The 23,605-nt window shown below is 59.8% G+C and carries 27 protein-coding genes and 1 pseudogene; 15 read left to right on the forward strand and 13 right to left on the reverse strand.

The features are described from left to right. Together K5K95_RS28580 and K5K95_RS28585 are read right to left on the reverse strand one after the other, a co-directional pair. The gene (locus K5K95_RS28580) at positions 1-966 is read right to left on the reverse strand and encodes a transporter substrate-binding domain-containing protein (RefSeq protein WP_222587194.1); all 966 of its coding nucleotides are present in this window, start codon (positions 964-966) and stop codon (positions 1-3) included. Between the two features lie 83 nt (positions 967-1,049). Beyond that, positions 1,050-2,483, reverse strand: a complete 1,434-nt coding sequence (locus K5K95_RS28585; RefSeq protein ID WP_222587195.1) for an amino acid permease — start codon at positions 2,481-2,483, stop codon at positions 1,050-1,052. Positions 2,484-2,821: 338 nt separating this feature from the next. Between K5K95_RS28585 and K5K95_RS28590 the strand changes: the two genes are divergently transcribed. The 4 genes from K5K95_RS28590 to K5K95_RS28605 all read left to right on the forward strand — a co-directional run bounded on the left by K5K95_RS28590 (position 2,822) and on the right by K5K95_RS28605 (position 6,301). After that, complete coding sequence (locus tag K5K95_RS28590) at positions 2,822-4,240, forward strand: PLP-dependent aminotransferase family protein (RefSeq protein WP_222587196.1); 1,419 nt, start codon at positions 2,822-2,824, stop codon at positions 4,238-4,240. 5 nt (positions 4,241-4,245) lie between these two features. After that, positions 4,246-5,490 (forward strand): NAD(P)/FAD-dependent oxidoreductase, encoded by a 1,245-nt coding sequence (locus K5K95_RS28595; protein WP_222587197.1) that lies wholly within the window; start codon positions 4,246-4,248, stop codon positions 5,488-5,490. 28 nt (positions 5,491-5,518) lie between these two features. Then, positions 5,519-5,869, forward strand: coding sequence for a RidA family protein (locus tag K5K95_RS28600; RefSeq protein WP_222587198.1), 351 nt, complete (start codon positions 5,519-5,521; stop codon positions 5,867-5,869). A 117-nt stretch (positions 5,870-5,986) separates the two neighbouring features. Then, complete coding sequence (locus tag K5K95_RS28605) at positions 5,987-6,301, forward strand: DUF2388 domain-containing protein (protein ID WP_222587199.1); 315 nt, start codon at positions 5,987-5,989, stop codon at positions 6,299-6,301. Between the two features lie 59 nt (positions 6,302-6,360). On the opposite strand, the gene K5K95_RS28610 is transcribed toward K5K95_RS28605, so the two are convergent. Both K5K95_RS28610 and K5K95_RS28615 read right to left on the reverse strand, forming a co-directional pair. Further along, a complete protein-coding gene (locus K5K95_RS28610) occupies positions 6,361-7,281 on the reverse strand; it encodes a pyridoxal-phosphate dependent enzyme (protein WP_222587200.1) in 921 nt (306 codons plus the stop codon). A 101-nt stretch (positions 7,282-7,382) separates the two neighbouring features. After that, positions 7,383-8,174, reverse strand: coding sequence for an SDR family NAD(P)-dependent oxidoreductase (locus K5K95_RS28615; protein WP_222587201.1), 792 nt, complete (start codon positions 8,172-8,174; stop codon positions 7,383-7,385). A 125-nt stretch (positions 8,175-8,299) separates the two neighbouring features. Here K5K95_RS28615 and K5K95_RS28620 point away from each other — a divergent pair, with 125 nt between their 5' ends. Continuing rightward, positions 8,300-9,247, forward strand: coding sequence for a GlxA family transcriptional regulator (locus K5K95_RS28620; protein WP_222587202.1), 948 nt, complete (start codon positions 8,300-8,302; stop codon positions 9,245-9,247). A gap of 79 nt (positions 9,248-9,326) precedes the next feature. Beyond that, positions 9,327-9,986 carry a methyltransferase family protein gene (locus K5K95_RS28625; protein ID WP_222587203.1) on the forward strand — a complete coding sequence of 220 codons (660 nt, stop codon included), beginning with the start codon at positions 9,327-9,329 and terminating at the stop codon, positions 9,984-9,986. Positions 9,987-10,003: 17 nt separating this feature from the next. On the opposite strand, the gene K5K95_RS28630 is transcribed toward K5K95_RS28625, so the two are convergent. The 5 genes from K5K95_RS28630 to K5K95_RS28650 form a co-directional block, all read right to left on the reverse strand. Further along, positions 10,004-10,618 carry an HAD-IA family hydrolase gene (locus K5K95_RS28630; protein ID WP_409999743.1) on the reverse strand — a complete coding sequence of 205 codons (615 nt, stop codon included), beginning with the start codon at positions 10,616-10,618 and terminating at the stop codon, positions 10,004-10,006. A gap of 128 nt (positions 10,619-10,746) precedes the next feature. Further along, entirely contained in the window at positions 10,747-11,154 is a 408-nt protein-coding gene (locus K5K95_RS28635) for a response regulator (protein ID WP_222587205.1), read from the reverse strand. A gap of 180 nt (positions 11,155-11,334) precedes the next feature. After that, complete coding sequence (locus tag K5K95_RS28640; protein ID WP_222587206.1) at positions 11,335-11,631, reverse strand: pentapeptide MXKDX repeat protein; 297 nt, start codon at positions 11,629-11,631, stop codon at positions 11,335-11,337. Between the two features lie 69 nt (positions 11,632-11,700). Continuing rightward, positions 11,701-12,486: a molybdopterin-dependent oxidoreductase gene (locus tag K5K95_RS28645; protein ID WP_222587207.1), complete on the reverse strand. Its 786-nt coding sequence runs from the start codon at positions 12,484-12,486 to the stop codon at positions 11,701-11,703. Then, positions 12,483-13,103 (reverse strand): cytochrome b/b6 domain-containing protein, encoded by a 621-nt coding sequence (locus K5K95_RS28650; protein WP_222587208.1) that lies wholly within the window; start codon positions 13,101-13,103, stop codon positions 12,483-12,485. The genes K5K95_RS28645 and K5K95_RS28650 overlap by 4 nt, the downstream gene beginning before the upstream one ends. Positions 13,104-13,276: 173 nt before the next feature. On the opposite strand from K5K95_RS28650, the gene K5K95_RS28655 reads away from it, so the two are divergent. Next, a complete protein-coding gene (locus tag K5K95_RS28655) occupies positions 13,277-14,218 on the forward strand; it encodes a class I SAM-dependent methyltransferase (protein ID WP_222587209.1) in 942 nt (313 codons plus the stop codon). A 23-nt stretch (positions 14,219-14,241) separates the two neighbouring features. Here the strand turns inward: K5K95_RS28655 and K5K95_RS28660 are convergent, their stop codons facing one another. Next, a complete protein-coding gene (locus tag K5K95_RS28660) occupies positions 14,242-15,015 on the reverse strand; it encodes a helix-turn-helix transcriptional regulator (RefSeq protein WP_222587210.1) in 774 nt (257 codons plus the stop codon). 111 nt (positions 15,016-15,126) lie between these two features. On the opposite strand from K5K95_RS28660, the gene K5K95_RS28665 reads away from it, so the two are divergent. Together K5K95_RS28665 and K5K95_RS28670 are read left to right on the forward strand one after the other, a co-directional pair. Beyond that, the gene (locus K5K95_RS28665) at positions 15,127-16,230 is read left to right on the forward strand and encodes a polyamine ABC transporter substrate-binding protein (protein ID WP_222587211.1); all 1,104 of its coding nucleotides are present in this window, start codon (positions 15,127-15,129) and stop codon (positions 16,228-16,230) included. Positions 16,231-16,286: 56 nt separating this feature from the next. After that, on the forward strand, positions 16,287-17,417 hold the full coding sequence (locus K5K95_RS28670) for a P1 family peptidase (protein WP_222587212.1): 1,131 nt from the start codon (positions 16,287-16,289) through the stop codon (positions 17,415-17,417). A gap of 50 nt (positions 17,418-17,467) precedes the next feature. Here K5K95_RS28670 and K5K95_RS28675 read toward each other — a convergent pair whose 3' ends face one another. Both K5K95_RS28675 and K5K95_RS28680 read right to left on the reverse strand, forming a co-directional pair. Beyond that, positions 17,468-17,932 carry a cupin domain-containing protein gene (locus K5K95_RS28675; RefSeq protein ID WP_222587213.1) on the reverse strand — a complete coding sequence of 155 codons (465 nt, stop codon included), beginning with the start codon at positions 17,930-17,932 and terminating at the stop codon, positions 17,468-17,470. Between the two features lie 152 nt (positions 17,933-18,084). Then, positions 18,085-18,534 (reverse strand): winged helix-turn-helix transcriptional regulator, encoded by a 450-nt coding sequence (locus K5K95_RS28680; RefSeq protein WP_222587214.1) that lies wholly within the window; start codon positions 18,532-18,534, stop codon positions 18,085-18,087. Between the two features lie 212 nt (positions 18,535-18,746). Between K5K95_RS28680 and K5K95_RS28685 the strand changes: the two genes are divergently transcribed. The 6 genes and pseudogenes from K5K95_RS28685 to K5K95_RS28710 all read left to right on the forward strand — a co-directional run. Then, positions 18,747-19,529, forward strand: a complete 783-nt coding sequence (locus tag K5K95_RS28685) for an SDR family NAD(P)-dependent oxidoreductase (RefSeq protein ID WP_222587215.1) — start codon at positions 18,747-18,749, stop codon at positions 19,527-19,529. Positions 19,530-20,085: 556 nt separating this feature from the next. Continuing rightward, entirely contained in the window at positions 20,086-20,538 is a 453-nt protein-coding gene (locus K5K95_RS28690) for an Ohr family peroxiredoxin (protein ID WP_222587216.1), read from the forward strand. A gap of 94 nt (positions 20,539-20,632) precedes the next feature. Further along, complete coding sequence (locus tag K5K95_RS28695) at positions 20,633-21,085, forward strand: Ohr family peroxiredoxin (protein ID WP_222587217.1); 453 nt, start codon at positions 20,633-20,635, stop codon at positions 21,083-21,085. A 145-nt stretch (positions 21,086-21,230) separates the two neighbouring features. Further along, the gene (locus K5K95_RS28700; RefSeq protein ID WP_222587218.1) at positions 21,231-21,692 is read left to right on the forward strand and encodes a MarR family winged helix-turn-helix transcriptional regulator; all 462 of its coding nucleotides are present in this window, start codon (positions 21,231-21,233) and stop codon (positions 21,690-21,692) included. A gap of 3 nt (positions 21,693-21,695) precedes the next feature. Then, a complete protein-coding gene (gene msrA, locus K5K95_RS28705) occupies positions 21,696-22,202 on the forward strand; it encodes a peptide-methionine (S)-S-oxide reductase MsrA (protein WP_222587219.1) in 507 nt (168 codons plus the stop codon). 123 nt (positions 22,203-22,325) lie between these two features. Beyond that, positions 22,326-22,583, forward strand: a pseudogene (locus K5K95_RS28710) (LysR family transcriptional regulator); the annotation flags it as partial. A 114-nt stretch (positions 22,584-22,697) separates the two neighbouring features. Here the strand turns inward: K5K95_RS28710 and ptrR are convergent. After that, the gene (ptrR, locus tag K5K95_RS28715; protein WP_222587220.1) at positions 22,698-23,588 is read right to left on the reverse strand and encodes a putrescine utilization regulator PtrR; all 891 of its coding nucleotides are present in this window, start codon (positions 23,586-23,588) and stop codon (positions 22,698-22,700) included. Between the last annotated feature and the right edge of the window lie 17 nt (positions 23,589-23,605).

The following is a 23,605-nucleotide window of genomic DNA, read 5'->3' on the forward strand; positions in this document are numbered from 1 at the left end:
TCAGGCAAAGGCCTGGCTGAAATCACGCGGCGGGTGTTCGAATGGCCCGATCAGGTTGCCCTTCTCGTCACGGTCGACGCCGATGCGCGGGTCCTTGGCCGGAGGCACAAGGTAGTCAGGGTTCTTGATCCCGTACTTGGCGAGGATCGGGCGGATCTGATCCGTCGCTTTCAGCCAACGCAGGCCCTGATTGATGCCATCGAACAAATCCTGATTCTGCGGATGAACGCCCCAGATCGCCTCGAACTTGGCGGTCAGGCTGGGGAATTTTTCATCGTAGGACATGGGGATCTGTTTGAGCTTGAGGCTTGGATCCTGAAGGATCATGTAGTCGATGGTCGGGGCATCCAGCACCGCAAAATCCAGGCGTCCGGCGCGCACGTCGCGTAGGCAGGAGTCGGTGTTGTCGTAGAGCTTGACCTCCTTCACCCCCTCGATTTTCTTCATGTCCGGGATGGTGAAATAGCCGGTGATGGCGCCGATGGTGCGGCCCTTCACGTCGTTCACGGTGATGGCGGTGTCGAACGGTTCGCTGTCGCGCATGATCACGTAGGCACCGGTGTAGAACACCGGGTCGGTCAACAGCAGGATCTTGGAGCGCATCGGGTTCCAGGCGAAGTTGCCACCGAACCAGTCGGCGCGTCCTGATCTCACGGCCTCGACCACTGCCGGGAACCCCATCGTCAGCACATCGAGCTTGAGCTCGAGGCGGTCGGCAATGATCTTGAGCAATTCCAGATCGGTGCCGACCGGAACACCTTCACGCAACGCACCCAAAGGCATGTCGCCCAGGCAAGCGGCGGTCAGATAGCCGGGGCGCACGGTCTTGATCGGTTGGCCGGCCGCGAAGGCGAAGGACATCGGGCCCATCGCACTCCCGACCAATGCCGCCAATGTGCCGTAGCCAGTGGCCTTGAGCAGGCCGCGTCGGGAGAAACCTTGGGAATCAAACTTGAAGTCGGACATAGATCACCTATGGGCAAATAATTGTTTTGACCGGTGCAAGCCTTACTACTCAACAGCCTTCCGTGGCTCGATATCCCTGCGTTTCAAGACCGTGTCGGCAACCCCGCGAGAATGTCGATGGCGCTGACATGGGGCTTGCCGGCCTGCTGACGACGGCGCTTGAGCACCACGTAAGCGGCGGAAACCACGCCGAGACTGACGAGGCTGGCAAGGAACTGCGTACGCAAGGATTCCTGGAACGCCATGGCGACCAAAACACCCGCAATCACTGCCACCACAGCATAGGACAGCCACGGAAACAGCCACATTTTGAGGGTCAGCCGAGCCGGCGCCGTGGCTTCTACCTGGCGGCGAACCTTGATCTGCGCCAGCGCCACCGCGAGGTACACGAACAGCATCACCGCACCGGAAGCATTGACCAGGAACAGGAACACGCCTTCCGGAGAAATGATCGCCGCCATGATTGCGATGTAGCCGATCACGCTGCTCAGCAGCACGGCCGCCCGGGGCACTTTGCGCCCGGTCAGGACCGACAGTTTCGCTGGCGCATCGCCGCGCTGACTGAGGCCGAACAGAATTCGCGAAGACACGTACAAGCCGGAGTTCAGCGCCGAGAGCACAGCCACCAGCACCACCGCTTGCATGATCATCGCCGCGCCGGGAATGCGCATGACTTCAAGCGCCGCCACAAATGGAGAGTGACCGGCAACGATTTGCCCCCACGGCACCACGCAGACAATCAGGAAGATTGAGCCGACATAAAAGGTGATGACCCGGAAGATCACCGAACGGGTCATGTTGGCCACGTTCTTCGATGGATCGTCGGACTCGGCGGCGGCGATGGTCGCAATCTCTGCACCGCCAACCGCAAAGATAACCGTTGGCACACCCGCCAGAATCGCGCTGACGCCGTAAGGCATGAAGCCGCGGTCATTCACCAGATTGCCCAGCAGGTCGCTGGTGCTCGGGGCGAAACCAAAGAGGTAGGCGCCGACCACGAAGATGAAGACGATGATCGCGAAGACCTTCAACGAAGCGAACCAGTATTCGAACTCGCCGTAGGACTTCACGGACAGGCAATTGATGGCGGTCATGATCGCCAACAGGCTCAGACCGATCATCCACGCCGGCAGCGGTATCCATTGCTGGAGGATATTGGCGCCGACCACCGCTTCCACCGCCACCACGATCACCCAGAAGTACCAGTACAACCAGCCGCTGGTGAAGCCGACCCAATTGCCCAGGCCGATGCGGGCGTATTCGGTAAAGGAGCCGACGCCGGGCAATGCCACGGCCATTTCGCCGAGCATGCGCATGACCAGCATCACCACGATGCCGGCAGCGAGATAACTGAGAAAAGCCGCTGGGCCAATGGCCTGAATCGTTGCGCTGCTGCCGACAAACAGGCCTGCACCGATGATCCCGCCGAGGGAAATCATGGTGATATGACGCTGACGCAAGGCCCCGCTGAGGCGCTGCTGGCCGGGTTTTGTATCGGTTGGCTGGGCCTTGTTCACTGGATGACCTCCGCTTCAGGGTCTGGGGTCGATTGACCGGATAATTTCATCGAAGACTTTGCGCGAGGGGGACAACACACCGGATACTCTGTGCCGCCCGCTGACAGCCTGAAGAGTCGGTGGTGCCGGGACGAACCCGGCTGGAACGTTTTGATAGTCATGTGCGTACCCGTTGGGCTGAGCATGGCAGCCATTTTCTTATTGTGTTGCATGACAAGCATTACAACTCACACACTAATCACGGATTTTTAGCTTGTCAATGGGCTTTGTATCGGATAAAAAGCAATACAAATTTGCTTATTGTCTTGCTACAAGCATGACAAGCAGGGAACAGCACCATGAGTCAATTCGAACATTTGCTGGACGAACTGAAAGCCAGCGCCGCGTTGCAGCGCGACAAGGCCGAGACCCTTTACGCGCAATTGGCCGATTCACTGGCTGAAGCGATCGGCAACGGCAAGCTCAAACCGGGGGAGCGTCTTCCGCCCCATCGCGAGTTCGCCAGTGCACTGGGGGTGAACATCACCACGGTGACCAAAGCCATGGCGGTGTTGCAGCAGAAAGGCCTGGTAGAAAGCCGTCCCGGTCGTGGCACGCAAGTCGCGCAGCCACGTCATCCCGCCGCACAATTCCAGTCGGCGCCGAGCAATGACCCGGGCACCGTCGACCTGAGCGTCAACCGCCCCGCCACCGACGGGTTCAATCGGGTCCTGGCGCAACTGCTGCCGCGACTGTCGAGCGATCCGCGTTTCGGCGACATGAAGGACTATCACCCGTCCGAAGGTCCGCTTTGGGCGCGTGAAGCCGCGGCCCAGTGGTTACGGCACACGGGCGTCGAGGCCCAGGCCTCGCAAATGCTGATCGTCGAAGGCGCCCAGCATGGCATCGCCAGTACGCTGCGCAGCCTGACCAACAGTGGCGATACCGTGTTGGCCGACAGCGTGACCTATCAAGGCATCAACGCCTTGTGCCGCTCGCTGGGCCTGATCCTGGTCGGGGTCGACGCTGACGCTCGCGGCATGTCGCCCGAAGCGTTGCGCCTGGCGTGCGCCGAACATCAGCCACGATTGCTGTTTCTGGTGCCGTCGATTCACAACCCTACCGCCATCACCCTGGACACCGAGCGCCGTAAAGAACTGGCCGCGGTGATCCGCGAAACCAACCTGCTGGTCATTGAAGACGACGTCTATCGGCCGCTGCTGGACCAATCGCCGCCGCCTTTGGCGGCGTTGATGCCGGAACGCACGATCTACATTTCCGCCCTGTCCAAATGCATCGCGCCGGGGTTGCGCATGGGCTTTGTCATGGCGCCGCAACCGCTGGTGCAAGACATTGCCGCCATGCAACGCATCGACTGCTGGAGCACTTCGCCGCTGACCGCCCTGATCGCCACCCGGTTGATCGAGGACGGTCACGCCGATCAGTTGGTCTCGGAACAGCGCGAAGAACTGCGCATCCGCCAGGCGTTGCTGGCCACTCACCTTGAAGGCCTCGAATTTCAGCACAGCGCCACCGGCACACACGCCTGGCTGGTGTTGCCGGAACCCTGGACCGGCTCGCGTTTTGCCCGACTGTGCCACGACCGCGGCGTCGTGTTGCTGGCTGGCGGCGCCTTCACCTTGCGTCCGGAACTCTCGCCGCAAGCGGTGCGAATCAACATCTCGGCGGCCCTGTCACGGGACTCGCTGATCAATGCCTTGAACGTCATCAGTCAATTGGCGCGCCAGGGTCATCTCTACATGCACAACCGGATCTGAGGAACATGACACAGCCAGTTCATTGCGAAATCGCCGTCATCGGCGCAGGCGTTGTCGGGGTTGCCACCGCACTCTGGCTGCGCCGCCAGGGTTATCAGGTGGTGTTGCTGGAGCGCGATGCGATTGCCAGCGGAGCGTCCTACGGCAATGCCGGCACCCTGGCACCTTACGGTGTGATGCCGATTGCGCAGCCGTCTTTGCTCAAGGCAATTCCATCGCTGCTGTTCTCGCAGGAATCGCCCTTCGTCATCAACTGGGCGCGCCTACCCCGACTGATGCCCTGGCTGTTGCGTTTTCTCAATGAATGCCGTGCTTCGCGCTGTGAAGCGAACACCCTGGCGCTGACAAAAATCCTCCAGCGCACCTACGACGGCTATGCACCATTGTTGGCTGACTGCCCGCAGGCCGATCAGCATCTGCGCCACAACGGTTGCCTCTATGCCTATGGCACGGAGCAAGGTTTCGCCGGCGCCCAGGCCGCTATCCAGTTGCGCCGTTCGCTGGGGATTGCGCAACAGGTGCTGAGCGCTGCCGATGTCGAACAGCTGGAGCCGGCCCTCGCAGGCAAATCAGTGGCCGGCATTCTGTTCCCCGAGTCGTCGCATATGGACGATCCGCGAGCCTTCATCGAAGCGTTGGCCGCACCACTGGTTGCCGAAGGTGTGTTGCATCAGGCAACGATCACCGGCGTGCAACGCCAAGCCGACGGCCTGCACCTGAGCAGCGCCGAAGGCAAGATCTGGCGCGCGGACCGGGTGGTGCTGTGTGGTGGCGCATGGTCTGCGGCGCTGGCACGTCAGGTCGGGGATCACATCCCACTGGATACCGAACGCGGCTATCACATCGAATTTGATCTGCAAGACACGCTGCTCAATCGCCCCTGCTGCCCGGTGGAAAGCGCGTTCTACATGACGCCCATGGCCGGCCGTCTGCGCGTGGCGGGCACGGTGGAACTCGGTTCGATCAACGACCCGGCCAATCCAAAGCGCTTCGACTATCTGGAGCGACATGTGCGGCGCGTCATGGGCCTGACCGAACCGGTCGCCCGTCGATGGCTCGGCTTCCGCCCTTCGTTGCCCGATTCGCTGCCCGTCATCGGTCCATCGCCTAACGAGCCGCGAATGATCTACGCCTTCGGGCACCAGCACCTGGGCCTGACACTGGCGGGAGCCACCGGGCAGTTGGTCGCCGACTGCATTGCCGGTAAAGCGCCCTCCTGGCTGGACAGTTTTTCAGTGCAACGCTTCTGAGCGATTCCATTTCAAAGGAGAACAACTGATGCAAATCATCGAGCGTAAACACACCAACCAGCGCATGAGCCAGATCGTTATCCACGGCAAAACCGTGTACCTGGCCGGGCAAGTCGGCGAACCTCATCATGACGTCGCCGACCAGACGCGTGATGCGCTTGCGCGCATCGATGTCTTGCTCGAAGAAGCCGGTTCCTCCAGAGAGCAGATGCTGCAGGCCACTATCTGGCTGGCTGACATGGCGGATTTCGAAGCGATGAACGCCGTGTGGGATGCCTGGATCCCGACGGGGCACGCGCCGGCTCGCGCCTGTGGTGAGGCGAAACTGGCGGATCCACGGCTATTGGTGGAAATCATCGTTTGCGCGGCGAAAGGCTGAATCTTCAAGCTGACGCTTTCGAACGGATAACGCTTCGCCAGGGAACTCCTGACAACGCCCATGCATCCAAAATTATGAGGTACTTCTTTTTTGCTTCACGCTTCAGAGGACTTTGCCATGCGCCGTCTGATTATCGTTTCGTCGTTCATGTTGTGCTTACCCTTCGGTTCGGCCTTCGCCAAAGTGGATGCGGGCGATGTCGCCACCTCAGCAGGGGTTTCTGCGTCGCTTTACTCGACGTTCAAGGATCACAAACTGGCGATTCCCGCCCGTGATGATGCCTCCAGCTTCGTGGCCAGTGGCGGTACGATTCGCGGGGTGTATCTGGAATCGGTGTTGAACAAGATCCGCCAGGACAACCCAGGCCTCAAAGCCAGCGACGAAGAGTTGGCCAGAGCCATCTTGATTCAGGAAAGCACAGCGGGTCAGTAAGGATTGAAATGTTGCGGTGGGGCTAGCGACACCTGGATCGTTTGCAGCCCTGCCTGATTTCAACGCGGCAATGAACGCGCCCAGCCAGCGACCAGCTGTGCGCTGATGCTGACCCCGCCACACACCACAATCACCACGTCATGGGCCTGGGCAATCGCCGGATGGTCAAGGTACGCGACAGCCAATGAAACACCGCATGCCGGCTCGACCAGTTGACGCAGGTCGCTGGCGTAACGCACCACGCCCATGATCGCCTCATCATCTCCGAGCACCACGCACTCGTAGGGAAACTCGCGGATGTGCTGCACGGGCCAGGCAGCCACTTGTGCTGCGCCAAGCGAAGTGGCGACGGTATCGATTCGCGGCAATCTGACCGGATGGCCAGCCTCCATGGCAGCCGCAAAAGACGCCGCTCCCAGGGTTTCGCAGGCGATGATCCGACAGTCCTTGCGGTTGTGCCGAATCAACCCGGTCAGGATGCCCGACAGCAAACCGCCGCCCCCCACCGACGTCACGATCGCATCGACTTGAGGACAATCCTCAAGGACCTCGTCGATCAGCGTGCTGTGCCCTTCCCACAACACCGGATGGTCGAACGCCGGTACGTATTGAGTATCCGATTCTTGCGAGAGTTCTTTCGCCCGCTGATTGGCCTCGTCCCAGACCTTGCCATGAACGATCACCTCGGCCCCGGTTTTGCTGATCCGTGCGCGGGTGGTTTCAGGCGTGGTGTGCGGCACCACGATGCAGGCTTGCAACCCGAGGGCCGCGGCCGCCATGGCGGTGGCAAAACCGGCGTTGCCACCGGACGGACAAACGACTTTGCGTTTCCCCTGCGCCTTGGCCTGACTGCACAACAGGCCCATGCCGCGCAATTTGAATGAGCCACTGGGTTGCAGGTTTTCCAGTTTGAGCCAGATACGTCGGGCCGGCGTCGACAAGCCCGGGTGCAGAATCAACGGCGTTCTGATGTGCAGCATTTTGCGCTCCCTAGGGCAACACCGACCTGCCGGTATTTTCGACACGTCGGTGTGAATGGTCCTTATTCAAGCTTAGTTCACCTTGCCCCCAAGGTTACCTTCTACCGATAGCGCGGCGCCACCGACGAGTGGCCAAACGACCCGGACAGCACTTGGCGTTGGCTTTCATAGGTATCCCACTTGTCACCCTCGTGCAAACTCGGGATCGTCACTACTTCCCCTCTCGCCAGCCCCAGCAATGCGGCGTCGACCATATCCTCGGCGGACATGACGATCTCTTGCGGCAGGTTTTCCACCGGGTTGCCGGCTTCGCTCCAGAAGTCGGTGGCGGTAGCGCCGGGCAGCACGGCCTGAACGTGAACGCCCTTGTCGGCCAGTTCGCGGTGCATTGACTGGCTCAATCCCAAGACAAAGGCCTTGGTCCCACCATAAACACCGTTGAGGATTTCCGGGGCGATCGCGACGATCGAGGCGATGTTGATCACGGTGCCGGTGCCGCGTGCAACAAATCCAGGGACCACGGCATAAGATAAACGCATGAGCGCGGTGACATTGAGCGCAACCATGTCTTCCATATCGTCCACCGGGCTGCCGAGCAACGGCATGACGCCGCCAACGCCGGCATTGTTGACCAGCAATGTGATGCTCGCGTCGTTGCGCAGGATGCTTTCGACCTTAAGCAGGTCGGCCTTTTGCTTGAGGTCGGCGGCGACCACTTCGATGGCGCGGCCGGTTTCGTTGCTCAGGTGGTTGGCCAGCGCGTTGAGCTTCGCCTGGCTGCGAGCCACCAGAATCAGGTCGTAACCCTGGCGAGCGAGCCGGTCGGCATAGACCGCGCCGATGCCCGAAGAAGCGCCAGTAATCAATGCAGTGCCTTTGGATGAGAGCGCCATGTTCAATTTCCTTCACAGTGAGGCGATAAGGTCGCCGGGTGTGAACTGTTATAAATTGACTTACGCGCGTCTCAAATGACGTTTAAAGTACGTTTTTCGGACATGACCGTTTGAGGGCATCATCGATGACATCCGTGGCGTTCGTGGTTTTCGAGGGTTTTCAGTCCATGGCGCTGGCCGCCATGCCCGTGTTCGAGTACGCCAACTTCAGCGCCGGCGAAGCGCTGTATGACGTAAGCGTGATTTCTGAGGACGGCCGCACGTTGCGCGCTTCCGGCGGTTTGAGCGTCGGGACCCAGGCGTTCGATGAGCGGGTGTTCGACACGGTAATCGTGGTCGGTGGCGACAGCATCCTCGAACAGGCCCCCGAAGGCGTGCTGGCCTACTTGCGCGCCAGCGTGAAAACCGCACGGCGTACCGCCTCGATTTGTTCGGGGGCATTCGTGCTGGCCCAGGCCGGGCTGCTCGATGGACGACGCGCCACCACGCACTGGGCCTACGCGCGGGAACTGCAAGCGCGGTTTCCCTCGATCAAGGTCGAAGAGGATCGCATTTACGTGGTCGACGGTGCCTTCTGGACCTCGGCGGGCATGACCGCCGGCATCGATCTCGCGCTGGCAATGGTCGAAAAGGACCACGGTGCCGAACTGGCCCGCTCCGTCGCGCAAAAACTGGTGATGTACCAGCGCCGTGGCGGTGGCCAATCGCAGCATTCGGCGTTGCTGGAACTGGCGCCCAAATCCGACCGTATCCAGACCGTCCTCGGCTATGCCCGTGAACACTTGGCGTCACCGTTATCGGTGGAGCAACTGGCGGAAGTCGCGCGACTGAGTCCTCGGCAATTTAGCCGGACCTTTCGCGCCGAAACCGGGCAGTCGCCGGCCAAGGCCATCGAAAACCTGCGCCTGGAATCGGCACGACAACTGCTCGAACACGGGCGCCTGACCCTCGATCAAATTGCCACCGAATCCGGGTTCACTGACCGTCGCCGCATGCGCGAAGCCTTCCTGCGCGCGTTTGGTCAGCCGCCGCAGGTGATTCGGCGCAACGCCAGGTCGCGGATGACGGCATGATGTTTGGTGAGCAGGCTGCGCCGACGAATCAGCCTGAGCTTCTACACTGAAAAAGTCGGTGCAACCCGGAAGGATGCCCATGAAAATCTCGCCCAAACTGGCGTTTTTCGCCATCGTCTCCACCCTCGCCTACCTCGGTCTCGCGATCTGGGGGCTGGGCGGATTTGCGGCGTTTTTCGCGCACGCGCCGCTGGTGGTCATTGCCCTCGCAACCTTGGTGATGGCCATCGCCTCGCTGTTCACCGAAGTCAATCTGAGTTCCGGCGAACGCGAAGACCGGGCCAATCGCTGGGTGCTGCCGGCGTTCGGAGTGATCGGATTGTTGAGTGGCTACCTGCCGGCCTATACCGACCGGATCGGCTTCTGGACCTTCGGTGGCGAGGGTGTGCGCTGGCTGGGGGCATTACTGTTTATCGTCGGCGGCGCGCTACGGATGTGGCCGGTGTTTGTGCTGGGCAAGCGTTTTAGCGGGCTGGTGGCGATTCAACCGGGGCACCGTCTGGTCACCGACGGCATTTACCGGCGCTTGCGCAACCCCAGTTACCTGGGAATGATGGTGATCGGCGTGGGCTGGGCCCTGGGTTTTCGCTCGGCTGTTGGACTGCTGCTGGCGGCGTTGACGGTGATTCCGCTGATTGCCCGCATTCACTCGGAAGAGGCGCTGCTAAGGGCGCAGTTCGGCAGTGAATACGAGGCTTATTGCGCGCGAAGCTGGCGGTTGATCCCCGGAATTTATTGAAACTCCCGACCCCACATTTAGAGTTGTATCAGGCAGAGTTTCCCGTCGGGATCTACTTGCGCGGTCACCCGGTCATAACCGGCCAACGTCGCATGCCGCGTCTGGATCGGATGGTCATGTGTCGCGGTGATGATCACAAGGTCTGCCCCGGCAGCTTCCGCCGCCAGAATGCCCACGGCGGCGTCTTCGAAGATCAGACAATCGTTGACCTGAAAACCTAGCCGTCCAGCAGCCAATCGATAGCCAGAAGGATCCGGTTTGCCGGCGCTGACATCTTCGGCGGTGACCATCACCTCAGGCTCGGGAATCCCCGCAGCGGCCATTCGGCGCAAGGCCAGCGCTCTCGGCGCCGAGGTGACGATCGCCCATTGATTCGCTGGCAAGCCGTTCAGGAAGTTTGCTGCGCCGGACACCTCGACAATCCCCTCGACATCCTCGATTTCCGCTTCGGTTATCCAGTTGGCTTCGGCTTCGGCATCCACTGCCGGCAAGGCCAGACGATTGATGGTGTCGATGGCCCGGGCGCCGTGAATAGTCGGCAGGAAAGAATCGACATCCACCCCGTGGCGCAAGGCCCAGGTTGTCCAGATCCGCTCGGCGGCGGCGATGGAGTTGAGGACGGTGCCGTCCATATCAAACAGAAACGCACGATACGGCGTATTCAAAATGCAATCGTGGGCAGACAAGGATGAGCTTCCTCTCGCAAGAGCCAGGACGGGTTCGCCGAGCAATGTAGCACTTGCAAAGAGACAGCGACGTATCAGCTGACCGTTTTGGACTTCAAGGCCACGTCTACGCAATCCAGCAATTGCCCGATCGCCCAAGGTTTCTTGATGAACGTGACCGCGTGCTTCACCCCGGAGGTTTCGGGGGTTTCGAAACCGGACATGATCATGATCGGCGTCTGCGGCCAGCGATCACCGCACAGATTGGCCAGTGCCGCACCGTTGATTTTCCCTGGCATGGTGATATCGGTCAGTAGCAGAGAGACGCCGTCGGCATGCTCCTCCAGATACAGTGAAGCAGCGTCTGCGCTGGTTTGCGGTTCAACCTTGAAACCTTCCTCCTGAAGAATTTCGCAGAGAAACTCCAGGATCAACGGGTCATCCTCGACCACCAGAATCAACCTTTCTGGAAGGTGCTCGCCCGCCATCGATACTGGACACATGACTTCGTCACTCCCTGATTGCACAAATGATTTCGCGGTCTCAAATCCGCTACCTACAGGTATGAGCAGCGGACTCGACGGAAATTCATTTTTGATACAGGACTGCGACAAAATGAGGCGCCTTGCAGTCTGCTTCGGCGCCTTAATGCCCTGTTTCGGCCCTCAGGGACGGTATTCGGCTCAGTACGAGGGGGCTTCTTTTTTCATGGTGTCCTTGGACATCGCATCCTTTTTCATCGTGTCCTTGCTCATGGCGTCCTTGGACATGGTGTCTTTTTTCATTGTGTCCTTGGACATGGCGTCCTTGGACATGGTGTCCTTTTTCATGGTGTTTTTCTGCATGGCATCTTTGGACATGGCGTCCTTGCTCATGCTGTCGTTGCTCATGCCGTTAGTGGTTGTGGCCTCGGCGGCAAAAACGCTGGCGGCGCCGACGGCGAGGCACATGGAGAGGACAACGGTGGTTAGCTTTTTCATGATGAGGCTCCAGAATTACAGGTTGCGATTGAGCGCAGCACGAACTGCGCGATGAAATGACCAGAGCCGTCAGCTACCGCCGAACCAGTTGTAGCCCTGGTCTTCCCAGTAGCCACCCGGATAGGTGTTGGTGACGAAAATGGCCTGAATGTGTTTGGGATTTTTGTAGCCCAGCTTGGTGGGCATGCGCAGCTTCATCGGGAAGCCGTACTGGCGCGGCAGCACCGCGCCGTCATAGGTCAGTGTCAGCAGGGTTTGCGAATGCAGCGCCGTGGCCATGTCGATACTGGTGTAGTAATCGTCAGCGCACTTGAAGCCGACATATTTGGCGTCCGTATCGGCACCGACCCGTTTCAGGAAGTCACTGAAGCGCACGCCGCCCCAGCGCCCGATCGCGCTCCAGCCTTCGACGCAGATGTGCCGGGTGATCTGGTCGGTCTGGGGCATGGCCCGCAGCTCTTCGAGGCGCCAGCTGCGTTTGTCCGCAACCAGGCCGGTGACCTCCAGCCGAAAACTCTCCTCCTCCACGGTCGGCGCTTCATCGACGCTGTAAAAGGCATTGAAGGGAAACGGCCGGGTGATCATCGACTCGGGATAGGTTGGCGCCAGCGCGTTGGGGTTGAACAACCAGCCCTGCACCCGATCATTGAACCGGGACATGGAAGACAGCGCGGTCTCGACACTTTCGTTGTCGGTGAGGTTGCAGCCGGACAACAGGGCCACGCCACCGAGGGTCAGGCCGCGAAGCAGGAACGAGCGACGTGAGCGGTCTTCGATCTGCGGAGCAATGATTTTACGGGCCTCGGACAGGATCGAGGACTCGTCCAGTCCTGAGCCTTCGATGCGCTTTTTCATACTGGCTCCTTATGACCAAAAATCATGGCCCATAACGTCTTTGGCACCACCGCGACCATCACCAGATGCACAGCGACGAAAGCCACCAGCAGCGACATCGCGATGAAATGCACATGCCGCGCGGTGTCATACCCGCCCAGCAGTTCACGCAACAACGGGAACTGCACGGACTTCCACAACACCAGCCCGGACACCACCAGCAGCGTGATGTCGACCATCACGAACAGGTACGCCACACGTTGCACCTGGTTGTAATGACTCAGATCGGCATGACCCAGCCGGCCGCGCAAGGCTGCCCACAGGTCATGCAAAATTCCTTTGGGTGAAACCGGAAGAAAGCGCCGTGACAGACGGCCGCTGGTGATGTTGATAACCAGATAGACAAGGCCGTTGATGGCCAGCAACCACATCGCTGCGAAATGCCATTGCAAGGCGCCCCCCAGCCAGCCGCCCAGCGTGATGGCCTTGGGAAAACTGAAATCGTAAAGCGGGGAGGCGTCGTAGATGCGCCAGCCACTGGTGACCATAACCAGCACCGCCAGCGCGTTCAGCCAGTGGGTCAGTCGCAGCCAGCGAGGATGCGTGCTGACCGTGGGTGAAGCAGTTAACTTCGACATGTCGGGCTCCCGGTGGCTGTTGTTATTGGTTGGAGCCGATTATGCGAGCCGACTGTTCGCCAAATCCTCACGTAAAGTTAAATTAAACGTGATAACTCTCGATCCCCGACTTGCGGTGCTCGCGCCGCAATTGTGGTTAAAATGCCGCCCCCTAAAATTGCCGACGCTGCCCGATGAACTCAGATGCCCTCTCCACTTTGCACAACCATTTGCTGACAGCGCTGGCATCGGCTCCCGCGGAAACCCGCCGGCTGTTCCACGGCCGTGGCCGATGCTGGCCGGGGCTGGAGCAATTGACCGTCGATTGGTTGCAGGGCGTGGTGCTGGTGTCGCTGTTCAAGGAACCTGAGGCGACTCAGCTGGACGCCTTGAAACGCGTGCTGATGGACATCACCCAGACGCCGCAATGGAAACAATCCGGCGCGCAAACCTTGCTGCTGCAACACCGCTACCTGCTGCAAAGCACCACCGAATGGTTGCTGGGGGACGCAATCGAGGAAATGACCATCACCGAAGGTGGCCTGCGCTATCGCGTCGACCTGGGCCGCAAGCAGAACACCGGGTTGTTCCTCGATATGCGCTATGGCCGTGATTGGGTGCGAGCCAATGCCGAGGGCAAACGGGTGTTGAATCTGTTCGCCTACACCTGCGGTTTTTCGGTGGCGGCCATCGAGGGTGGCGCCGAACACGTGGTCAATCTGGACATGTCCAGCCCGGCCCTGAACCGTGGCCGCGACAACCATCGGCTCAATGGCCACGACATGAGCAAGGTGACGTTTCTCGGCCACGATCTGTTCAAGTCCTGGGGCAAGGTGATTGGCAAGGGCCCATACGATCTGGTGATCATCGATCCGCCTTCCTTCCAGAAAGGCAGTTTCCTGCTGACCAAGGATTACCAGCGTGTGCTGCGCCGACTGCCGGAATTGCTCAGTCCCGAAGGCACTGTGCTGGCGTGCATGAATGACCCGGCGTTCGGTGCCGACTTCCTGATCGAGGGTGTCGAGCGAGAAGCGCCGAGCTTGCGTTTCGAGCAACGGCTGGAGAATCCGCCGGAGTTTCCGGACGCTGATATTGAATGCGGGTTGAAGGCGTTGGTGTTCAAGCTGGGGGCCTGAGTGCTGCCACAGAGATCAAGTGATCAGCGCGGCTGCAGCACCAGCGCAAACAACTCGCCGTGACCATTCACATTGAGCTTGTGATACAGATTACGCCGATGCACCTTCACCGTTTCCGGTGAAATGCCCATTTGCTGGGCGATGGCTTTGCTGGAAAAGCCTTGGAGAATCAGTCGCGCGGTTTCGATTTCTCGCACGGACAATCGCGCGTCAAAGCGATCCAGCAACGCGGCCAAGTCCCCGGCCACAGGCTCAGCGGCCACGCCTTGCGGTGGCATCAATTGCAGATGACGGCGCATCGCCGCCAGCACCCAGTCACGCACGCACAGCAAGCGGCCCTGCTCCTCGAGGGTAAATCGCGTTGAGCGACCCATTGACAGACCGAGCACGGCGCCGTCGACGTTGACCATCAATTGCAATTCGTCACTGCCCACCACCGAGCGGAAATAGCTCAAGTAGTACTCGCTTTGCAGGAACTGGTCGGCGGCCACCGAATCCAGACTGTGCAAACCGTCGACAATTCCGGCACACACCGCTTGGTAAAAAGGATCGAGCAGGTACATGCCGGCGCTGTAGTCCGCCAGTTCTTCCTGCTCGGTGGCGCTGCCTTTTGAGTCGAAGTCGATCAACAACCGTGGCACTCGCCCCGAATGCATCAGCGCCACCAGGGCGTTGTCCATCGGCACCAACAGCCGCAGCGTGTCGACCAGCGCGCGCCAGAAACCGTCCTGCCCCAACGCACCAAACACCCGCGCCAGCCCCTGATGCACCGGCAACTCTTTCAACAACGCGTCCACGCACTACCCCTTTCGAGTAACCCATGATGGGAATGGGTGTGTATTGCGCCTGCCGATACGCTGCAAGCACCTGATCATTACCGGCCTGCAGCAGGCCAGGAGTGCCGCATCATGAGTCGTCCCCGTCAACAGATCAATCTCGGACTGAGCGCCCTTTTGTGTGTTTCGCTGTCGGCCTTTGCCACGGACGGCCTGACCGTTCATGTCTACAACTGGTATGACTACATCGGCCCCAACACCCTGCACGACTTCAAGCGCGACACCGGCATCGAACCGGTTTACGACACCTTCGACAGCGCCGAAGTGCTGGAAGGCAAATTGCTGACCAGCCGCAGTGGATACGACGTGGTGGTGGCGAGCAACTTCAGCCTGCCGACCCTGATCAAGGCCGGCGCCCTGGCGCCACTGCCTCGTGCGCAGATGCCGGATTTCAAGAACATGGATACCGATTTGTTGGCGAAACTGGCCAATAACGATCCGGGCAACCTGTACGCCGTTCCATACCTGTGGGGCACCAACGGCATCGGCTACAACATCGACAAGGTCCGCGCCGCACTGGGTGACAAGGCTCCGGTGGATTCCTGGGACCTGGTGTTCAAAGAAGAGAACCTGGCCAAGCTCGGCCAGTGCGGCGTAGCGATGCTCGACTCGCCCTCCGAAATGCTGCCGGTCGCCCTGCACTACCTGGGCCTGCCGCCCAACAGCACCAACCCCGAAGACTACAAGAAAGCCGAAGCGCTGCTGCTCAAGCTGCGTCCGCACATCGCCTACTTCAATTCGTCCAAGTTCATCAGCGACCTGGCGAACGGCAACATTTGCGTGGCCGTGGGTTGGTCGGGTGCAATGCTGGAAGCCAAGAAGAACGCCGAGCAGGCCAACAACGGCGTGAAAATCGCCTACAGCCTGCCCAAGGAAGGTGCGCCGGTCTGGTTCGATACGCTGGTGTTGCTCAAGGACGCACCGCATCCGGAAAAAGGCCTGGCTTTCATCGACTACCTGATGCGCCCCGAAGTCATTGCCCCAGTCAGCGATTACCTGTCCTACCCCAACGGTAACCGCAGCGCGACGCCGCTGGTGGCCGAAGCGACTCGCAACAACCCGGCCGTCTACCCGTCCGCCGAAGCCCTGGCCACGTTGTTCACCCTCCAGCCCCTGCCGCCAGCCACCGAACGGGTGCGCACGCGGGTCTGGAGCAAAGTGAAGAACGGCCAGTAAAACGCAACCGACCCTGTCCCTTGTGAATTAATTATTCAATGAACATGAGAGAAACGATGAAACCACGTGCCCGCGACTTGAACATCCAGTTCGGCCAACTACAACCCGGCCCCCTCAATGCCATCACTGATGTGCCCGGCGTGCGCGTCGGCCACAGCGATGTGCGCGGACGCACCGCCAGCGGCCGGGACATCTTCACCGGTGTCACCCTGATCGAACCGCGTGCCGGGTCGACCAATCAGCAACCGTGTTTTGCCGGCGTCCATGTGCTCAACGGCAATGGCGACGCCACCGGTCTTGAGTGGATTCGCGAAGCAGGGCTACTGACCAGCCCGATTGCCTTCACCAACACCCACAGCCTGGGCGTGGTGCGTGATGCGCTGATTGCGCTGGATCGCGAAACCCAACCCGACGACGGCCGACTTTACTGGAACATGCCGGTGGTGCTGGAGACTTACGACGGCCTGCTCAGCGACATCAACGGTTTTCATGTGAAGCCCGAACACGTCGCCCAAGCGCAACGCAACGCAGTGGGCGGCGCGGTAACGGAAGGTGCCGTGGGCGGCGGCAGCGGGATGATCTGCCACGAATTCAAGGGCGGCATCGGCACCTCCTCGCGGCAATTGAGCAAGGCACAGGGCGGCTGGACCGTCGGCGCTATCGTCCAGGCCAATCATGGTATTCGCAACGAATTGCGCGTCGACGGCTATCCCGTCGGGCGGTACATGGAAAAGGCCGACTCGCCGTTTCTCAGGGCATCGTTGCCTCATCCGGGGATGGGCTCGATCGTCGTTTGCCTGGCCACCGATGCGCCGTTGTTGCCACATCAATGCACGCGCCTGGCACAGCGCGCCAGCCTGGGCCTTGCCCGCACCGGCGGCGGCAACGAAGACCACAGCGGCGACATTTTCATTGCCTTCGCCACCGGTAACCAGCACGTGCCGCCAGCGGCCTATGAAGGCAAAGGGGCACCAACCTGCGACAACCTGCGCATGGTCAACAACGACCACATCAGCGAGTTGTTCCTGGCCGCCACCGAAGCTGTCGAAGAAGCCATCATCAACGCCCTGCTGGCCTCTGAAACGACGGAAGGCAACGGTCACGCCGTACCGGGCCTGGATGAGAAAACACTGCTCAAGGCCCTGCGTCAGGCTGGATGGCCCGGAGATTCGACAGCCAGTCACTAAACGCGCGGTTTAAGCATGACGCCCGGTGCAATGCATCGGGCGTCCATCGCTTACTGCTCCAGCACCACCAGCGGCACGTCTTTCGTCACGATGTAAGTCGCCAGTTCCGAGGCTTTGCCGTCACCGACGTTCTTGGCAATGTGCGCGGTGCCGGCGGGGATGTACAAGGAATCGCCCGCCTTGAGCGTAACCGGTGCCCGCCCTTCAAGCTGATACTCGAACGTACCCGAGATGACGTGGGCCACTTCAACCCCTGGATGAGAGTGTTTGGGGGATGCCACACCCGCATCGAAATCCACCAGAACCTGAATCACTTCACGCCCGGAGACGTCGAGGTCCTGACGCAACAGATCCGTGCGGTGCAGCCCTGCCTGCCAGCTTTTTGCCGGCGCGGCTTGCGCGGGAACCTTCACCTCTTCGGCTTGAGAGAAACTCGCGAATGCGCCGAGCGCTACGACGGCAGCCAGGGCGATGCCGAGTTTGCTTGCGCTGTTACTGGGTTTGATACGGGACATCTCGACTCTCCAATGGATGCACGGCAAGGCCGGCGAGAGCTGCATTACGAGGTCGCTGTGTATCGCGCAAGTGTCTAATAAGCCTGAATTTGTATACCAGGTTGGCTACCGGTGCCGGGGATACGTTCAGATACAAACCCCGGGTGCACAGGTCAGTGCGGTACGCCCAATTTGGTCACGATATCTTCTGGCTTGAGCTGACGTCCGTCCGTCGAAACCAACTGCAGTTTCTGAAGTGGCTTGCGGTCTTTTGCATCGACCATGACCGATCCCGATTCGCCGGGTTCGTACAAAAACTCGTTGCCCCATTGCGACAGCGCAATCAGCACGGTCTGCAACGCCCTGCCCTTTTCGGTCAGCACGTACTCCTTGTAAATACTCCCGTCAGCCGCCGGTTCCATGCGCATCACGCCCTCTGCCACCAGGCTTTTGAGGCGGGTGCTCAAAATGTTTTTCGCGACATCCAGGTTTTTCTGGAAATCACTGAAGCGCTTCGTGCCCGAGAGCGCATCACGGATGATCAGCAACGACCACCAATCGCCAATGAGATCCAGGGATCGAGCGACGGGACAGGGACTGCCCTGCAAACTTTTGCGCTTCACGTCAATAAACCTCCAGCAGAAAAGGCCGCCGGTACTGGCGCATATCCGTCAGTCCGGTAGGTGGTTGCATAATACAACCGGCGCTGGTAGAAATAACACCACTTGGTTTCATCATGAAACCATGAACCTGTTCTCAGGTAGCTCATGGCTGTGCCCGACACACAGTCACTTCGTCATCAATGGTTGCATGATAAAACCGTAGGAGAGTCCCTATGAAACTGGCTGGAAAAACTGCATTCATCACCGGCGGTAACAGCGGCCTGGGCTTGGCCACCGCCAAACTGTTCATCGCCGAAGGCGCAAAAGTGGCGATCACCGGTCGCAGTCAAAAAACCCTGGATGAAGCCAGGGAAGCACTCGGTCCAAACCTGTTGGCAATCAAGGCCGACCTGACGGATGTGAGCGAGATCGAGCGCGCCGTCTCCGAGGCGGTCACCGCCTTCGGCAAGCTGGATATTGTTTTCGCCAATGCCGGCATTGCCGGGCAAACCCCAGTCGGCGGAACCTCATTGGAGACCTTCCAGAACATTATCCAGACCAACCTCACCGGCACGTTTTTCACCGTGCAAGCGACCGAGCCGCACCTCAATCCGGGTGCCTCGATCATCTTGAACGGGTCGGTGCATGCCATCCTCGGATGGCCGGGCTACAGCGCCTACGCGGCCAGTAAAGCCGCGGTTCGCGCCATGACTCGCGTGATGGCCGCCGAATTTGCGCCACGGGGTATTCGCGTCAATCAGATTACCCCTGGCGCGGCGCGCACCCCGGTTTGGAACCCTCACGCCGTCAAGGTTGGCATGGACGCGCTGGAGGAAAAACTGATCACCACCATTCCGCTGGGTCGCATCGGTGAAGCCGATGAAGTCGCCTCGGTCGCGCTGTTCCTCGCCTCCAGCGATTCTTCAAACGTGGTCGGCGCAGAAATCGTCGTCGATGGCGCTGCATCCAGTTCACCCATGGGCGCACCTGCTCACCGGAAAAACTGGCAGGCGTAATGAAAAGGTGAGGACGTCGCGTGCAGCCTGTGTAGCTGGCAGTCTGCACCGCGTTGTAATCGATAGCATTTTTCCATCCTGTGGGCGTACCTCAAGGATGAAATCGGTCTAAAAATCCAGAGGCGCGTTTCGCAAGCTTTGCTAATCTGAATTTTGTAGGTGAAGACGCAGACTGATGCGCAAGAGGATAGCGAGGAAGCGTGGGGCGCGCTCCTAAGGGTACACGGTTAGAAAGATCTCCGAGGTGAGATCCAGCCCTTATGCCGTGTGAAGCAAGACAGCACAAGACTGTTCTGTCAGAAGCCTGATAAATCTCGTAAGCCAGAGACCAGCGCTGGCCACCTACTCGATTCCAAAGCCCGCCTTGTGCGGGCTTTTTCGTTTTGCCCCGACGCCAAACCGGAAGCCGATCCCAGCCATTCGACCATTCGTCGACAAGACTGCCCACGCCCTCTTGACTTCGTTTGGCGCCTGCGTGAATATTATTTCCATCGGATGCGATCTAAACGCACACGACAAACAAATTCAGTCGAACATAACGTTGAGGATTCACCCCATGAGCAAGATCGAAAAAGTCCTGGCCTCCGGCAAAACCCACACCACCCTGAGCAGCGCCGGCGTCACGTCGCGTGGCCATAACGGCACGCTCGATATCGTGCTGACATCGCCGGGCAGCGACAAGCCAGTCCATGAATTCAAAGGCACCCAACCGCACCCGAAAGCCGAGCAACTGTTTGCCGGCGCATGGTCGGCCTGCTACATCGCCGCCGTCGGCCTGGCAGCCAAGCAGCGCAACGTCGAGCTTCCCTCCGACCTGTCCGTCGATATCGAAGTCGACCTGGGCCAGACCGGCGACGCTTACTTCCTGCAAGCACGCCTGACACTGCGCGCTCCGGGTCTGGATCACGCAGTAGCAACAGAAATCGCCCACGCTGCCGACCAGATCTGCCCGTACTCCAAGGCGACCCGCGGAAACATTGATGTGGCGCTGAACGTTCTCACGGCTTGAAGCAGCCTTTGAATTTTAGAAGCACCATATATATCGCATGCGATACACACGCATGCGATAACAAAATCTAAATAACGCATTCAGGTAATCACCCATGAGCAAGATCGAAAAAGTACTGGCCACCGGCAAAACCCACACCACCGCCAGCAGCACCGGCAACACCTCGCGCGGCCACGATGGCCGCCTCGACATCGCGCTCTCGTCGCCCGGCAACGCAACGCCCGTACACGTGTTCGCCGCCACCCAGCCCCACCCGGCTGCCGAGCAACTGTTCGCTGGCGCCTGGTCGGCCTGCTACACCGCCGCCGTCGGGCTGGTAGCCAATGATCTGAACGTGGTGCTGCCGTCCGATATGTCCGTCGACATCGAAGTCGATGTGGGCCAGACCGGTCAGGACTATTTCCTTCAAGCTCGTTTGACCCTGCGCGTACCCGGCCCGTCGGACGACATCGCAAAGACGCTGGCGCACACCGCCGACCAGATCTGCCCGTACTCGAAGGCAACACGGGGCAACATCGACGTGGACTTGAAGGTTCTCACGGCGTGATGCAGCGCACGACGGGTTCGGCATCCTGTGTCGAACCCGTCACCTGCCCGTTGATCACACACCCACTTAGAGCACTTACGACACCATCGCACACGAGGTATATTTGAGGATTGCGCGACAGCAGTCTTCGACGAACGAGGCCCCCATGAAGTCCACACAAGACGCCGTACCCGCCGACCTGAAACTTTCCGATTTTCTGTGCTTTGCGGTCTATTCAACCAACCTCGCGTTCGGCAAGGCGTACAAGCCTATCCTCGAACGACTGGGTCTGACCTACACGCAATACATCACCATCGTCGCGCTGTGGGAGCAGGACAATCAGACGGTCGGAAGTCTCGGCGAAAAGCTGTTTCTTGAATCGAACACGCTCACGCCGATCCTGAAAAAGCTCGAAGCGATGGGTTTCCTGCAACGCCAGCGCGATCCTGAAGACGAACGTCAGGTGCGAATCAACCTGACGAAACAAGGCAAGGCGTTGCGCGAAGACCAGCCGGAAACCGGGCTGTCCGGCGCGACGGGCCTGACGCAAGAAGAGTTCACGCAACTGCAGAAGTCGATCGTGACGCTGCGCAACAACCTGATCAAATCAATGAACACTGAGGAGTAAGCAATGACCACGCACACTGAAACTGCACTTCTGGCCGGAGGCTGCTTCTGGGGCATGCAGGATTTGCTGAGGAAACAACCCGGCGTGCTGTCGACGCGAGTCGGTTACTCCGGTGGCGATGTACCCAACGCCACTTACCGCAACCATGGCACTCACGCCGAAGCGATCGAAATTGTGTTTGACCCGAGCATCACCAGCTATCGGCAAATCCTCGAGTTTTTCTTCCAGATTCATGATCCGTCGACCGCCAATCGTCAGGGTAACGACATCGGCCTCAGCTACCGCTCGGCAATTTTCTATTTGAATGAAGACCAGCGAGCGATAGCCGAAGACACAGCAGCGGATGTCGATGCCTCCGGTCTGTGGCCCGGCAGGGTCGTGACTGAAATCGTACCCGCTGGCCCGTTCTGGGAAGCAGAGCCGGAGCATCAGGACTACCTGGAAAGATTGCCCAACGGCTACACCTGCCACTTCATCCGGCCAAACTGGAAACTGCCGAAACGCGCTTGATGCAAAAAATCCCCGGGAGCCAGTGTCGGCTCCCGGGGATTTTTTTAGGCATGACCACCATGTCGAGCCACAGGGTCGAACCTTCATCCGAAATCGAATAGGCAATGTCGATGCCGTTCCCACGGCAAACCGCTGGAAGCCTATCGGCACATCCCCTTCAATCTCGATGAACTGGCGCTGGATGCCGCCGCGCGCGGCCTGGGGGTGGCCGTGACTGACCTGACCCTGGCTGAAGAATCGATTGATCGCGGCGTGCTCGTTGTCCCGTTCGGGTTACCGCTGAAAACCCGGGGCGTTTATTCGTTGTGCCTGCAACCTTCGGCGGCGTCGCATCCCGCGTGCGCACAGGTGATGCAATGGTTTTCCGCGCAGGCTGAATAGAACCCCATTCCCTTGTGGGAGCGAGCTTGCTCGCGATAGCGGTTTGTCAGTCAAAAAATTGATAACTGTCACACCGCTATCGCGAGCAGGCTCACTCCTACAAGGGGTTTGCGTTTATCCAGGGATTACGGCTTGTTGCTGAACCACACCGCGCTCTTCCAGCAAACGCACAAACATCGTCAGGCTCTGCGACACCGTGCCCCTGCGCCACACCAGCCAGGTGCGCAAATAACGGAACGATTGCGACAACGGCCAGATGCTCACGGTACTGCAGCCCGGCATGCTTTCGAGCATGCTGCGCGGCATCAGCGCCAGGCCGGCACCCGCGCTGACACAGGCCAGCATGCCGTGATAGGACTCCATCTCGAAAATCTTGCCGGGCACCGCCGCGTCGTTGGCGAACCAGCTTTCGAAGTGGTGGCGGTAGGAGCAATTGGAACGGAAGGCGTAGATGTTTTCGCCGTTCACATCCTGCGCACGCTGGATGGGCGAATGGTGCAGCGGTGCGATCAGCACCATCTCTTCCTCGAAGGCCGGCACGCCCTCCAGCGCCGGGTGCAACACCGGGCCGTCGACAAACGCAGCAGCCAATCGCCCCGACAACACGCCATCGATCATGGTCCCCGAAGGTCCGGTGGACAGGTCCAGTTCGACCTTGGCGTGCTTCTGGTTATAGGCGGCCAGCAGTTCGGGGATGCGCACCGCCGCCGTGCTTTCGAGCGACCCGAGCGGAAACGATCCTTGCGGTTCTTCACCGGCGACCGTCGCCCTGGCTTCCTGGACCAGGTCAAGAATGCGCCGGGCATAGTCGAGAAAGCTCCAACCGGCCGGCGACAGGCGCAGGCGGCTTTTCTCGCGGATAAACAGGTCAACGCCCAAATCCAGCTCAAGCTGTTTAATGCGCGTCGTCAGGTTCGATGGCACCCGATGGATATGCTGGGCGGCCACGCTGATGCTGCCGTGCTCGGCGACAGCTTTGAAGATCTCGAGCTGAACCAGATCCAAGTCATTCTCCAAACGTG

The organism is Pseudomonas sp. DR48, from assembly GCF_019823085.1.
GTDB lineage: Bacteria > Pseudomonadota > Gammaproteobacteria > Pseudomonadales > Pseudomonadaceae > Aquipseudomonas.

Bases quoted from the DNA above. Each gene is read 5' to 3' on its own strand.
- msrA (WP_222587219.1), top strand. From the start codon at position 21,696: ATGACCACGCACACTGAAACTGCACTTCTGGCCGGAGGCTGCTTCTGG.
- K5K95_RS28665 (WP_222587211.1), top strand. From the start codon at position 15,127: ATGAGTCGTCCCCGTCAACAGATCAATCTCGGACTGAGCGCCCTTTTG.
- K5K95_RS28695 (WP_222587217.1), top strand. From the start codon at position 20,633: ATGAGCAAGATCGAAAAAGTACTGGCCACCGGCAAAACCCACACCACC.
- K5K95_RS28700 (WP_222587218.1), top strand. From the start codon at position 21,231: ATGAAGTCCACACAAGACGCCGTACCCGCCGACCTGAAACTTTCCGAT.
- K5K95_RS28625 (WP_222587203.1), top strand. From the start codon at position 9,327: ATGAAAATCTCGCCCAAACTGGCGTTTTTCGCCATCGTCTCCACCCTC.
- K5K95_RS28615 (WP_222587201.1), bottom strand. From the start codon at position 8,174: ATGGCGCTCTCATCCAAAGGCACTGCATTGATTACTGGCGCTTCTTCG.
- K5K95_RS28620 (WP_222587202.1), top strand. From the start codon at position 8,300: ATGACATCCGTGGCGTTCGTGGTTTTCGAGGGTTTTCAGTCCATGGCG.
- K5K95_RS28595 (WP_222587197.1), top strand. From the start codon at position 4,246: ATGACACAGCCAGTTCATTGCGAAATCGCCGTCATCGGCGCAGGCGTT.
- K5K95_RS28640 (WP_222587206.1), bottom strand. From the start codon at position 11,631: ATGAAAAAGCTAACCACCGTTGTCCTCTCCATGTGCCTCGCCGTCGGC.
- K5K95_RS28655 (WP_222587209.1), top strand. From the start codon at position 13,277: ATGAACTCAGATGCCCTCTCCACTTTGCACAACCATTTGCTGACAGCG.
- K5K95_RS28670 (WP_222587212.1), top strand. From the start codon at position 16,287: ATGAAACCACGTGCCCGCGACTTGAACATCCAGTTCGGCCAACTACAA.
- K5K95_RS28635 (WP_222587205.1), bottom strand. From the start codon at position 11,154: ATGTGTCCAGTATCGATGGCGGGCGAGCACCTTCCAGAAAGGTTGATT.
- K5K95_RS28690 (WP_222587216.1), top strand. From the start codon at position 20,086: ATGAGCAAGATCGAAAAAGTCCTGGCCTCCGGCAAAACCCACACCACC.
- K5K95_RS28600 (WP_222587198.1), top strand. From the start codon at position 5,519: ATGCAAATCATCGAGCGTAAACACACCAACCAGCGCATGAGCCAGATC.
- K5K95_RS28645 (WP_222587207.1), bottom strand. From the start codon at position 12,486: ATGAAAAAGCGCATCGAAGGCTCAGGACTGGACGAGTCCTCGATCCTG.
- K5K95_RS28675 (WP_222587213.1), bottom strand. From the start codon at position 17,932: ATGTCCCGTATCAAACCCAGTAACAGCGCAAGCAAACTCGGCATCGCC.
- K5K95_RS28630 (WP_409999743.1), bottom strand. From the start codon at position 10,618: ATGGACGGCACCGTCCTCAACTCCATCGCCGCCGCCGAGCGGATCTGG.
- K5K95_RS28650 (WP_222587208.1), bottom strand. From the start codon at position 13,103: ATGTCGAAGTTAACTGCTTCACCCACGGTCAGCACGCATCCTCGCTGG.
- K5K95_RS28685 (WP_222587215.1), top strand. From the start codon at position 18,747: ATGAAACTGGCTGGAAAAACTGCATTCATCACCGGCGGTAACAGCGGC.
- K5K95_RS28580 (WP_222587194.1), bottom strand. From the start codon at position 966: ATGTCCGACTTCAAGTTTGATTCCCAAGGTTTCTCCCGACGCGGCCTG.
- K5K95_RS28605 (WP_222587199.1), top strand. From the start codon at position 5,987: ATGCGCCGTCTGATTATCGTTTCGTCGTTCATGTTGTGCTTACCCTTC.
- K5K95_RS28590 (WP_222587196.1), top strand. From the start codon at position 2,822: ATGAGTCAATTCGAACATTTGCTGGACGAACTGAAAGCCAGCGCCGCG.
- K5K95_RS28610 (WP_222587200.1), bottom strand. From the start codon at position 7,281: ATGCTGCACATCAGAACGCCGTTGATTCTGCACCCGGGCTTGTCGACG.